The sequence below is a fragment of the Methanoculleus sp. SDB genome (genome assembly GCA_001412355.1).
Lineage (GTDB): Archaea > Halobacteriota > Methanomicrobia > Methanomicrobiales > Methanomicrobiaceae > LKUD01.
Map to the genome: position 1 here is coordinate 80,520 of LKUD01000004.1, position 10,969 is coordinate 91,488.

Annotated in this window: 15 protein-coding genes; 7 read left to right on the top strand and 8 right to left on the bottom strand. The window is 52.8% G+C overall.

The window, feature by feature from the left end:
* Nucleotides 1-49: 49 nt before the first annotated feature.
* Together APR53_06715 and APR53_06720 are read right to left on the bottom strand one after the other, a co-directional pair.
* Entirely contained in the window at nt 50-1,171 is a 1,122-nt protein-coding gene (locus tag APR53_06715; GenBank protein ID KQC05821.1) for a sulfate transporter, read from the bottom strand.
* A gap of 11 nt (nt 1,172-1,182) precedes the next feature.
* Nucleotides 1,183-1,389: a hypothetical protein gene (locus tag APR53_06720; GenBank protein KQC05799.1), complete on the bottom strand. Its 207-nt coding sequence runs from the start codon at nt 1,387-1,389 to the stop codon at nt 1,183-1,185.
* Between APR53_06720 and APR53_06725 the strand changes: the two genes are divergently transcribed.
* Genes APR53_06725 through APR53_06740 form a run of 4 tightly spaced genes read left to right on the top strand, consistent with a single transcriptional unit; the run spans nt 1,376 to nt 4,266 of the window.
* The gene (locus APR53_06725) at nt 1,376-1,561 is read left to right on the top strand and encodes a hypothetical protein (GenBank protein ID KQC05800.1); all 186 of its coding nucleotides are present in this window, start codon (nt 1,376-1,378) and stop codon (nt 1,559-1,561) included. The genes APR53_06720 and APR53_06725 overlap by 14 nt on opposite strands.
* A gap of 20 nt (nt 1,562-1,581) precedes the next feature.
* A complete protein-coding gene (locus APR53_06730) occupies nt 1,582-1,767 on the top strand; it encodes a hypothetical protein (GenBank protein ID KQC05801.1) in 186 nt (61 codons plus the stop codon).
* A gap of 48 nt (nt 1,768-1,815) precedes the next feature.
* Entirely contained in the window at nt 1,816-2,595 is a 780-nt protein-coding gene (locus APR53_06735) for an MBL fold metallo-hydrolase (GenBank protein ID KQC05822.1), read from the top strand.
* Nucleotides 2,596-2,622: 27 nt separating this feature from the next.
* On the top strand, nt 2,623-4,266 hold the full coding sequence (locus APR53_06740) for a DNA ligase (protein ID KQC05802.1): 1,644 nt from the start codon (nt 2,623-2,625) through the stop codon (nt 4,264-4,266).
* Here the strand turns inward: APR53_06740 and APR53_06745 are convergent.
* From APR53_06745 to APR53_06760, 4 genes are read right to left on the bottom strand one after another with little or no spacing between them, the layout of a single operon-like run.
* The gene (locus tag APR53_06745; GenBank protein KQC05803.1) at nt 4,247-4,999 is read right to left on the bottom strand and encodes a hypothetical protein; all 753 of its coding nucleotides are present in this window, start codon (nt 4,997-4,999) and stop codon (nt 4,247-4,249) included. The genes APR53_06740 and APR53_06745 overlap by 20 nt on opposite strands.
* A 45-nt stretch (nt 5,000-5,044) precedes the next feature.
* The gene (locus APR53_06750; protein KQC05804.1) at nt 5,045-6,202 is read right to left on the bottom strand and encodes a hypothetical protein; all 1,158 of its coding nucleotides are present in this window, start codon (nt 6,200-6,202) and stop codon (nt 5,045-5,047) included.
* Nucleotides 6,199-7,224, bottom strand: a complete 1,026-nt coding sequence (locus APR53_06755; protein KQC05823.1) for a hypothetical protein — start codon at nt 7,222-7,224, stop codon at nt 6,199-6,201. The genes APR53_06750 and APR53_06755 overlap by 4 nt, the downstream gene beginning before the upstream one ends.
* A gap of 40 nt (nt 7,225-7,264) precedes the next feature.
* Complete coding sequence (locus APR53_06760; protein KQC05805.1) at nt 7,265-7,951, bottom strand: hypothetical protein; 687 nt, start codon at nt 7,949-7,951, stop codon at nt 7,265-7,267.
* A gap of 343 nt (nt 7,952-8,294) precedes the next feature.
* On the opposite strand from APR53_06760, the gene APR53_06765 reads away from it, so the two are divergent.
* The 3 genes from APR53_06765 to APR53_06775 all read left to right on the top strand — a co-directional run bounded on the left by APR53_06765 (nt 8,295) and on the right by APR53_06775 (nt 9,874).
* Entirely contained in the window at nt 8,295-8,813 is a 519-nt protein-coding gene (locus tag APR53_06765) for a hypothetical protein (protein ID KQC05806.1), read from the top strand.
* A 173-nt stretch (nt 8,814-8,986) separates the two neighbouring features.
* Nucleotides 8,987-9,598, top strand: coding sequence for a hypothetical protein (locus APR53_06770; GenBank protein ID KQC05807.1), 612 nt, complete (start codon nt 8,987-8,989; stop codon nt 9,596-9,598).
* 87 nt (nt 9,599-9,685) lie between these two features.
* A complete protein-coding gene (locus APR53_06775; GenBank protein ID KQC05808.1) occupies nt 9,686-9,874 on the top strand; it encodes a hypothetical protein in 189 nt (62 codons plus the stop codon).
* 346 nt (nt 9,875-10,220) lie between these two features.
* Here the strand turns inward: APR53_06775 and APR53_06780 are convergent, their stop codons facing one another.
* Nucleotides 10,221-10,529, bottom strand: coding sequence for a hypothetical protein (locus tag APR53_06780; GenBank protein ID KQC05809.1), 309 nt, complete (start codon nt 10,527-10,529; stop codon nt 10,221-10,223).
* Between the two features lie 180 nt (nt 10,530-10,709).
* Nucleotides 10,710-10,889 (bottom strand): hypothetical protein, encoded by a 180-nt coding sequence (locus tag APR53_06785; protein ID KQC05810.1) that lies wholly within the window; start codon nt 10,887-10,889, stop codon nt 10,710-10,712.
* Between the last annotated feature and the right edge of the window lie 80 nt (nt 10,890-10,969).

Here is a 10,969-nt window from a genome sequence, read left to right on the forward strand (position 1 = left end):
AATTTTTGCACCAGTCAGTGCCCGATGGAGGTATGTCCCCCCTCCGTTGTCAGGCACTTCCTGCGTTACCCGGACGAGAGGTGCGCATGTGGAAAATCCATGCCATGATAAGCCCTGCAAGAAACGCGATTGTCATCGAGGAAAGCACGGCGACGATCCCCATAATCGCGGTGATAGCCATGGAGTCGGTTTTCAGCGCATTTTTCGCCAGTTCGATGGCGACGAAGACCAGCAGGGCGGCGAATACGCCCGGGGGAATACTCTGGATTGCTGCCGGAGATGCAAAAAAGAGGGCTGCACCGATGAGAATTATCCCCCCGATGATGTTCCCCGTCCCGGACCGTGCACCGAAACGGTAGTGTGCTGCAAGGCCCCCCGCACCGTGGCACATGGGAAATCCTCCGAGGGGAACAGAGATGAGATTCATCGCCCCGATGGTGATAGCGAGCCTGTCCGGTTCGATGTCGCGTTTGAATAAATCATGGGCGAGAAGCGCCGTTGCCAGTGTTGCATTGGTGAGAACAAGGGGAATTTGCGGGATAACCAGCTGCCAGGTTGCTGCGGGAACGGTGGATAACGATGGAAGGGTCAGGCGAAGCGGCTCGATCATATGCGCTTCCGGAACTCCTGTCGAGTTGACGGCGGCGCCGATGCCTATCACGATGACAACCAACGCGGCAAGGTTGGGGATCTTCCGGCGTGTTCCGGCAAGAAAAAAAATGGCGATGATGCCAATCCCGAGAAACGCAAAAAACAGGTCTTTGAGGAGAAAAGGGATTGCAGTTTTCAGAAGGACGAGCGCAAGGCCCAGCTGAATGCCGCGGACCACGTATTCGGGAATCCGATCCCGCATGAAGCGCATCCCTCCGAGGATCCCGATCAGGAGAGTAAATACCCCTATCAGCACTCCGGCGGTCACGATCTCACTATAGGCGAGCCCTTCTGCAATTACGATGGCACCCATCGCTTTCATCGGCTCGACGGGCACAGGTAGCCGGTAAATCACCCCGGAAAGGATATACCAGATACCGAAGAAGAGGAGAATCTGACCGAGATTTACATCGGAAACCAACGCAACGCCGAGTACGATGGGAAGCACCGTCCCGAAATTTCCGATCGACCCGGCAGCCTCCTCAGGGGAAATCCGGAAGGCAGGCACCTTACCGGACACCTCTCTGTCGGTCACGGGGAAGTCTCCGCAGCCTTCGTGTCGAGGGGGTTTTCAGCGTCGGGGGTGTACATGAAATAAACACATGTGGTATCCTCTTTGTCCGGATTAAAGGTATTTATCTCACGCCCGAAAAATCTCTGCCCGTTTTCTCCGGGATCTTCCTTTTCAATAGTTTTATCTGTCGCGTCAATGAATGAAATTCTAATGGTTCTTCTCACCGAAGTCTTCATCTACGGTATGATAGGCTTTCTTACATTCGTCATCGGTCTGCTTGCCGGATACCTGGCGATGACCCGCTACTATCGGAAACGGTTTATGCGGGTCGCTGCGGCATGCCGCGATGTCGACTCAATTGAGCCTCTCCTTGACGAACTTGAAAGAGAATCCTGAGAAGTTGCCTGGTGACCCGAATGATTGATCCGATAAATTACCTTCTGATAGCAATAACTGCATGCTGCTTCGGCCTGCTTGTCGGCTTTCAGGTGACGCATATCTATTACTGCCGCAAACTGACGAAACTTGCAAAACGGTCGGTCAATACCGGTACGATCGCCCCCATTCTTGTCGAACTGGAGGCCGGCGGTCAGTCGGAATGACGGTAGGAAACGTGGTTTATAAGGGGGATGCGCCTCCACTATACTGATATGAGGGTGACCGTTCTCGCAAGCGGGAGCAAAGGGAATTGTATTTATATCGAAGGTGAATCTGGGGCACTTCTCGTCGATGCAGGACTTTCGGGACGCCAGATAAGAACCCGGCTTCTGGCATGCGGCGGCAGGGAAGATTTCATCCGGGCGATTCTCGTAACCCATGAGCACACTGATCACATACGTGGTGTCGACACCCTGGCACGACACCTCGATGTGCCTGTCATGGCGACGGAAGGTACACTGCATGATTTTCTGAATAACCGCCGCGCGTCGGTAAAACCGATCCGGCATTCCGCCTGCAGTTCGGGCATGACGTATTCGGTATCTGATTTTTCCGTTACACCGTTTTCCGTTTTCCATGACGCTGCCGAACCCTGTGGTTTCCTCATCCGTGAAGGTGATTCGGTGCTCGGGTGCTGCACCGATACGGGTTGTGTGAGCGAGCAGATGCTCTCCTGCCTGAAAAAATGCGACGCACTGGTCCTTGAAAGTAATCACTGTCCCCTGATGCTTGAAAACGGCCCGTATCCCGCTTTTCTAAAACGCCGCATCCGTGACGCAAAACGCGGGCACCTCTCCAATACGGCAAGCGCCGCCTGCCTCGGAAGGCTCGCGGATACGATGCATACTGCCGTGCTTGCCCACCTCAGCGAAGTAAACAATACCCCGGAACGGGCGCAGACAAGCGCCGTACGGGGGCTTGGTCTGTATGCAGGATCAATCGGTCTTCATGTCGCGGGACAGCATGAGGTTTCGGAGACGATAGTCCTGTGACCGTACCCGTTTCGGAGGATAGGATCAATGCTGTTCAGTGAATTTTCCCGTCTGTGTACACGGCTCGAGGCAATCCCGGGAAGGCTCGAGATGATCGATATCCTGCAGAGGGAGCTTCCATCCCTGAGCGAAGGAGAACTGCCCGTATTTGTGCGGTTTATCATGGGGAGAATATTTCCTGACTGGCGGCCGGAAAAGGTCGGCGTAGGCCCGAACCTCCTCTATGAAGGCGTTGCATACGTTGCCGGGATAAAGAAGGAGTCGGTTGTTGAGACCATTAACCAGGAAGGGGACGTGGGCCGTGCAGTGGAGGCTATCCTCGCAACCAAAGAACAGACATCATTTTTCACGACCGCCCTCAAGCTTGAGGAGGTGTATCGTGATTTCACCTACATCGCCGGTGTGGGCGGATCCCGCTCCCAGCGGGAAAAACTGAAGGTCATCCGGAGACTTTTTGCCAATGCCCAGCCTGTGGAAGGGAAATATCTTGCACGGCTTCTCCTCGGCGAACTTCGAATCGGGATTGGGGAAGGAAATATTCGCGATGCGATTGCCCGCGCATTCGAAGTACCGTCTGTTCTGGTTGAGCACGCCTACCAGGCGCGCAATGATCTCGGTGAGGTGGCACTACTCGCACGTGATGGTGCCGAAGCGCTTTCAGGAGTCAGTATTGAGCTGTTCAGGCCGGTAAAGATGATGCTGGCCCAACAAGGGAGCATCGGGACAATGCTGGAAGAACACGGCGCCGTGGCGGCGGAGATGAAGTATGACGGGAGCAGGTTTCAATTCCACAAAAAGGGGGGTGAGTGCCGGATATATTCCCGGAAACTCGAAGATGTGACTCATGCGCTCCCCGATATCGTACGGGCGCTTGCCGGGGCGACGAAACATGATGTCATCCTGGATGGTGAGGTGATTGCGATCAGGGACGGAAAACCGCTTCCCTTCCAGTTCGTTCTTCGCCGCTTCAGGAGAAAACACGATCTTAACCTTCATATTGACGAAATCACGATGATTCCCTGGGTGTTCGATCTTCTGTATCTCGACGGAACCACATTTATCGATGCGACACTGGCAGAACGGCGGATCCAGCTCGAAGCGGTACTCGGCGACCATATCGCTCCTCAGCTGGTGAGCAATAATGCTGACGAGGTCGAGGCATTTTACCGGGAAGCGCTTGAAAACGGACACGAAGGAATTATGATCAAGGCCCCGTCCTCGACCTACACTCCGGGTGTCAGAGGGAAAAACTGGGTTAAGATAAAACCTGCGGTTGATACGCTCGATCTAGCCGTGATAGGGGCTGAATGGGGGGAAGGGCGGCGTGCGAAGCTCTATGGATCATTTTTACTCGCATGCCGGGATTCCGGGGAATTCATTCCGGTCAGTAAGGTTGCGACTGGCTTTTCGGACGAGATGCTCGCCATCATGTTTGATCTGCTCAAGGATACGGTTCTCTCGACATCAGGCAAGGAAATTCTGTTCGAGCCCTCCCTGGTCATTGAGGTGGGATATGCTGAGATCCAGCGCAGCCCGAATTATTCCGGAGGATACGCTCTCCGCTTTCCCCGGTTTATACGCCTGCGCGATGATAAAAGTGTGGATGATGTGGAGAGTCTCGCACAGATTGGGGAACGCTATAGTTCACAGCTTACTTCTGTAAAACCCTGAAAACCTGGCGGTTTTCATCTCCTTCCACATATGCATAATAATCATAGGCATATCCTTCTATATTGGAAAATTTCACTTCTCCGTTGAAGTCGGTAAATTTGGTGTGAAATTTTATGCCCTGCCGCTGTTTCAGGACAACCTTCACATCGGGTGCCGGTTTATCGTCGTCGCGCCGCAGGACCTTGAACGTGAGCGTGGGATTGAGAGGTTCGAGCTGTTCTTTACCATCCTGGCCCTTTGAAATGGCCCCACTTGCCGTCGGCATGCCGCTTGTGTCGATAAATTGGGTGCCGTGGATCAAAATGATGAGGTAGAAACCCACCAGGAACATCAACAGCCCCGTTCCGCCGGTAATGATGATGCCAAAGGCGATATTGGCGGGGAAGAAATTGAGAAGGAAATAATATGCGCTCTGAAACGTCATGATATCCCCGACAATGTAGAGCAGCACGAGAATATCGATGATAACCAGAATACTGCCGGCACCGACCATTAAAAAGGCGACAATCGTTCCGAGGATGGTGAATGCCGATGACCGTTTTCTCGTTGTCCGCTTTCTGCGGAAAATCCTGTACAGCAGAACCAAAAACACATTGATGAATAGTATCCCCGCAAGAAAAATGGTGAAATAGTCATTCTGCGTAAGGGCCTCTGCCGAATCGACTGCCTGAACGCCGCTCGCAAGTCCCGTTGCCGTAATCAGAAGCAGACCGTTCCTGAGCCTGTTTATCATTATTCTCTTTATTGATTTATGAGATATTAAGAGATTACCGATGCATTACTCGGATGATATAAAATCGAAAAGGGTCTTCTGGGTTTTTATCGTCCTGATATGCGTGCTGGCCGCGATCCAGTCGGGTGATCCGAGAAGTGTGGTTATTGTACGGGTGGCCGTTTCGATATCAGGACAGCAAAGAGGTTGCGTCTTCAGCGCAACGCGTGCAGCCTCCCGGATAACCCAGGTACCAAGCGGAGCCCAGTAATCGTCGGAAACACGCCTGATAACAATAGCTGACGCCATACGGCCCGTTTGTTCCAGGTAATCGAGCACAGCGAGCCGCGCCGAATAATATGCACCTGCAATCGGCGAATAGCCGCTTTTTCTCTCTCTCTCGCCATCTCTGATGATTGAGTCCTTCTCTCCACCCCAGAGGCTGTTTTTTTCCCAGATCTCTATCATTTCATATGACCAGGGGCCGGGAACGAGCAGGCAGATGATCAGATTGCCATAGAGGGTTTTCGCGTGGATGCGGATGCCGTCCTGAATGGGATTGTGCCCTATCCGCTGTTTCAGCCCCGCTGCAATCATATCATCAACGGCAGTAATCGCCCAGCGCGTCGGTACGATATGCCGCCGTATACCGAGCAGGCCGGACGTAAGGAGTTGCTGGATGCGGTGGACATCAACCTTCTCGCGGTACAACTGATTGACTGCCTCAGTCGCCCGCAAATCCGTATCCGACGTCACCCGTTCAACAGGTCGTTCGACACGAGCATTATCCAGTACCTCAATGGTTTTCATGCTTCCGTACAGGCCGATGGGAGCGAGTGTCCCGTCAAACGTGAGGTTGAAGTGCACAGGCTTTTCAAATTCAACTTCAACATCAACGGGCCTGCTTGAGAGTGCGATCTCTTGCATCGGTTCGTAGGAGAATGATGTCTCAGCAGTCCCGCGGATTGTCTGCGCTCTCATCCGCACGATATCCTCGATACCGAAATTCCCGCGGATCCAGTCTTCAGGATTGTCGCTTCCGCCGGTGAGCAGCGGTCCCCCCAGTACCCGGGGATATCCTCTGCTACCCACAAAAACAGACGGGGCCCCTCCCATATAGGATGATGACGGCCTGACGGAAAGGCTCGCGTAAAATCGGCTGGTGACGGGGCACCGCGAAAGCCCGCAGAAGCCCCGCCCCTTGCACGTGCTGCATTCTTTCATGAAGAGTAACGACGATCAATCATGATTGTGATCCTGTTGCCGAGGTGTCCGAGCGCTTCCTCCACCCACGTATCCCACCGGTAGTCTGCCCCGGTGACATGCAGGGCGAGTTCTGCGCCCACATCATCATCCCGTTCGTGGAGGGTCCTTACAACGACGGATCCCGGCGAAAAGGCAGGAGGGACAATCCCGTCGCCATCGCCATCCACCACGCCGAAGACGGGTAAACCGTGGTGACTGCAGATATGGCCGCAGATTGCCGTCGTGTCGTCACCGATCGCGAGCACACCGCAGACATCACATCCAACATTATCATATATCGTATGCCCCGCATGGTCGATGACTGCGATCCTGCCGTTCTGCACCCCGCGGGCTCCTGAGGCCGGGGAAACTGAACGGACCGCGCCGCTCTTGCACCATGCAGTCGACAGATCGGGCGTTCCTTGGCGGAGAACCTTTTCGATGCCGTGCGGTTTCAATATCAGCCCGGATCCGGCTGAAATCGTTCCGTTTCCGGACTCGATTACCGCTGTTTCTGCCGTGGCGAACCCGATAACCGTACCGTTGACAAATACCGGCTCTCCCGGACGACACCCACGGATAAGTCTCATCTCTGTGTTTTCCGGGGGGGAGGCAGTCGCGTATTCAAGCGCGTATCCCGTACTTTTTGCAAGTGCCGTGGCGAGTTCGCGGTCACCGCCGTTCCAGAGATATATGGTGCCTGACGAGATTTCGATATGGACAAGGCCCTGGTCGCCGGGGAGGCGCGATGCGATGATCTCTCCGAACACCCTCCCCGAATCCGGTGTTTTTCCATAGTTGACAAGGTAAGGGCGCATCTCTTTTTGCATCTCCCCGATAATGGCCGAAGGTGGTTTGCATGGACATTCAAAGGGGATTCCCTGCTCCTCTGCAGCCGTCCGTGCCATAACGCCCGCGACAATCAGGCGTTCGGGGGCGAGGGCGGGGATAAGGCGGGCGACATCTCCCGTGTCGAACGCATGAGGGCCATGGACGATCATCGTACCTCCGGCTTGCAGAACATCCGGGAATAGGGTCATATCAGTTTCCTGACGTCTGAATCGGCAGATACGGAAGCAGGGACGCAGCAAGTTTTGCAATATCAAGCGACTGGAGCACGACCCGGCCGGGCCCTGTCAGGGTTGTGAGAAAGAGACCTTCACCACCGAAAAAGACTGTCTTCACACCCCCCGCAAGGGCGATATCATAGCTGACGGTGCTTTCAAATCCGACGACGAGCCCTGTTTCCACACGGACGACTTCACCCGGCGCGAGCGTGCGTTCGATAATGTCGCCGCAACAGTGGAGGAATGCCGTGCCGGTACCGGAAAGCCGCTGAAGGACGAATCCTTCACCACCGAAAAATCCCGATCGTATGCGTTTTGTGAACGCAATATCGAGATCAATTCCTTCCTCGGCACACAGAAAAGCGTCTTTCTGTGCGATGAAGTCACTGCCCGACAACACGACCGGAAAGATCTTTCCCGGAACATTTCCCGCGAATGAGACAAATCCGCCGTCGCCCACCGGTTCGAACTCGGTCATGAACAGGCTTTCCCCAGTCAGCATCCGTTTCAATCCCTTGAAAAGCCCGCCTTTCATGTTTGTCTTCATCTGCATGTTTCCGCTCATGTTCACCATGGCGCCCGCTTCGGCAAAGACCCCCGATCCCGGCAAGAGGTGGCAGCACACCATCTGCAGATTATCGCCTTCGATATCATATTCCATATTCATCTGTCGGTTCGATAAGAATTATAGATAACCCGACCGGCATATTCCGCCCGGATGACCAGTCTGACGTATCGGACACCGCAGGTCTGTCCGTCTGTCGTTATCAGGGATATCCGGACGACTGGAAGTAAATATCGTACTAATGTATCCGCTTCTCCGCGCGGGATACTTATATGTATTCTCAATATATAATACTCGATATATTTTTTACACAGCCCCCGGAGGGGTAATCGGGACGGTTACAAACTGCCCGTCATGTGCAGGCGCATTGTCGCATTCCCGGCGGATCTTTGGCCGGTAATTGTGCAAAGTCCTGCCGGGAGTAAGGAGAGGAGAAAAGGTGGTGCATTCTACACGTGACATTGAAGTAATACCTGTCGAAATCAGGTGGCGTCTTGCCGCGAAGGCACTATGCTCCCTTCCGCTGGCGTACAACTGGGCGTTTCGGGACCGGGTGGGAGGTGCCTATTCATTCCTTGAAAAGGCCATATTCAGCGAAGCTGCGAAAGAAACCTATGCCATCGCTCAAGCACAATTCGCCCCGAAGGAGACTCCGGAGGACATCGCCCGGATGTTCGGCATCGTTTCAGGAGTTCTTTTCGGACCGGGATACGAAATCGAACACGATACGACACCATCTGGAGCAGAAATCCTGCGTTTGCGGGCATGCCCGCTGCTGTCGGTTGCTGACGACCTCGGATTTGAGCTTGAACGTGCTTTCGATACATGTGACGCGTATACCCGATCTGTCGTAGGCCACTTCGGATCGCTGTGTAGTGTTACCCGTGTAAAAGCCATGTGCAGGGGAGACCCGTACTGTGAAATAAGGATCGGAAAAATAGGAGCCCTGCAGAAATAATGCATGTGATTTCGGATCCCGCAGAGAGGATAAACTGTATATGGGATTACGGTAGAGTGAGGATTGTACTTTTTCAAAAATAACAATACTGTGCATATGACCGATTTCGCCAGTATGCGGTGCATTGTCCGTATTTTTATTTTAAAGGACCGACCCGAGCGTTGCGTGCCGGCATGCACAACATTGAGGTGCTCTCCGGTCAGGAGAGCGCACAGGAGGGACGTATGGATCATATCAGACACATTCCCATGGAAATCCGGTGGCGAATCGCCGCCCGGACACTCACGTATATGCCGCTTGCATTCGCCCGGGCATTCGGGCACAGGAAGAGCGGCTCATATGAGGCGGTTCGGTCGTCAGTATACCGGGAGATTGCACGGGAAATCGCGACATTACTATCGTCATTTCACTTTCCGGCTACAAATGCTGCCGAGGTCGCTCATACGAGCGACATTATTGCGACGATAGTATTCGGCCCTGGCATGGAGGGAGATCCTGTGGAAATTTCGCATGAGAGGGTAGTATTCAGGATCAAAGAGTGCCCGGTTTATCACGTGTCACGGGAGACCGGGATTGCTCCTGAGATGGCCCGCAAAGAATGTGAGGCATTCTATACCGCAATGATAGAGGAACTGAATCCTGCATACTCTGTGGCATTTTCGGGAGGGATCTGTACCGGCAGTGATTTCTGTGATATGAGCGTGGTGCGGAAAGAACCCGTTCTCTGGAGCGCAGTGCGCGATCCCCATGCAGGCGTTTATGAAGAAACCGTGAAGGGCGAGTGAGCCGCAGTATGATGTCCCGGCGGAATCATTTCTGTAGCTCTTATAAAACATCCATATATTTTTGAACTCTTGGGATTACCAATCACTATGGATGATGATCAGAAACGACAGATTGTGTTTCTCTTTTTAATTTCATTTGCCGGTATGCTGTTTGCCACTTTTCTTCTCATGCAGCAGGGATGGCTGATTGGGAGTCTGATTGTGTTTTGTGCAATTGTCGGGGTTAATTTCTTCGTCTTCAACCGGATCGTTTCGCCATTCGACCTTCTCGGGTGATGGACAGATAGTGTCAGCAGGAAAAATTAATCGAAAAACTACCTTTTAAAAAAACTTACAAGGCTCGCTGAGATTCGAACGCAGGACCTCCGCCATGTCAAGGCAACGTAAAGGCTTCCGATTCAATAACATGGCTCAAATGGCGAATCTGGCCTGGCGCCGATGGAGGGCGGAATCCCCGATCGGTACGCTCCCCGGAAGCAAGGTATGCAACCGGGAAATTTGCATATGATTGCAGACAAGGTCCTGAATAATCTCAAAGGTTTCACAGATTTAGGGTTGGAGAACGGATAGTTATTGCCAAAAATCAAAGGGCTGATTGAAAAATAGGGTTAAATAGGCCCATTTACTTTTTTGCCGCAGCTGCCGCCTGTTTTATATTTGCGATACACTGATCGGCAGTAAGTACTGATTTGATATCAAAAATGACATATGGCATCCATTTCAGTATAGAAATATTTAAAGAAGTTTCATCTGTTTCAGCAAAAGCATAGCCTCCATTCGCGTCGCAACACATTCCCCAATCCGTTAAAGTGCCGGATTTCATGTCTGCCCTCACCATCTCAAGCATTGATATCCACAGCTTTCCCCGCTCTTCGGGATCTGTTGGGATTAATGCTGGATTTAAATGCCACCTCATGTAGAACGTAGCCATTTACCTGAACCTCCGTTTTCATCGACCACTCTGATGAATCCTGCCGTAATAAACACTATGGGGAAAGAATTCCCCTGATAATCTCTGCTACCATCTCAGAGCGGGTGTCCTGTTGGATTGAGATCCAATAATAGTATCGCCGGAGTGCAGTCCACGCGGTTCCGGTTATTTTATGATATGCTACAGTCGCGGGAGGCAACCCCCGGGAATCTGCTGGTAGTGGCAGAACCATAGGAAGACGGGAGTTCTTCTCTTCTCCGGTATCTCCTCACCGTCCGCGGGAACTTCTCCCGGCATATCCGGGAGAAGAGAAATGGTGCTGATGGATCTGCTCTCCACTACCAGAGCTTCGGCGATCACTTCTCCCTATAATCCGGGAATATACACAATTGTTTAAAACAGGAATGGGCTCGCTGAGATTCGAACTCAGGACCTCCGCC

What these genes read in the sequence shown, in the direction of transcription:
- APR53_06725 (KQC05800.1), top strand. Translation starts at nt 1,376, where the DNA reads ATGGTTCTTCTCACCGAAGTCTTCATCTACGGTATGATAGGCTTTCTT.
- APR53_06730 (KQC05801.1), top strand. Translation starts at nt 1,582, where the DNA reads ATGATTGATCCGATAAATTACCTTCTGATAGCAATAACTGCATGCTGC.
- APR53_06735 (KQC05822.1), top strand. Translation starts at nt 1,816, where the DNA reads ATGAGGGTGACCGTTCTCGCAAGCGGGAGCAAAGGGAATTGTATTTAT.
- APR53_06740 (KQC05802.1), top strand. Translation starts at nt 2,623, where the DNA reads ATGCTGTTCAGTGAATTTTCCCGTCTGTGTACACGGCTCGAGGCAATC.
- APR53_06745 (KQC05803.1), bottom strand. Translation starts at nt 4,999, where the DNA reads ATGATAAACAGGCTCAGGAACGGTCTGCTTCTGATTACGGCAACGGGA.
- APR53_06750 (KQC05804.1), bottom strand. Translation starts at nt 6,202, where the DNA reads ATGAAAGAATGCAGCACGTGCAAGGGGCGGGGCTTCTGCGGGCTTTCG.
- APR53_06755 (KQC05823.1), bottom strand. Translation starts at nt 7,224, where the DNA reads ATGATCGTCCATGGCCCTCATGCGTTCGACACGGGAGATGTCGCCCGC.
- APR53_06760 (KQC05805.1), bottom strand. Translation starts at nt 7,951, where the DNA reads ATGGAATATGATATCGAAGGCGATAATCTGCAGATGGTGTGCTGCCAC.
- APR53_06770 (KQC05807.1), top strand. Translation starts at nt 8,987, where the DNA reads ATGCACAACATTGAGGTGCTCTCCGGTCAGGAGAGCGCACAGGAGGGA.
- APR53_06775 (KQC05808.1), top strand. Translation starts at nt 9,686, where the DNA reads ATGGATGATGATCAGAAACGACAGATTGTGTTTCTCTTTTTAATTTCA.
- APR53_06780 (KQC05809.1), bottom strand. Translation starts at nt 10,529, where the DNA reads ATGGCTACGTTCTACATGAGGTGGCATTTAAATCCAGCATTAATCCCA.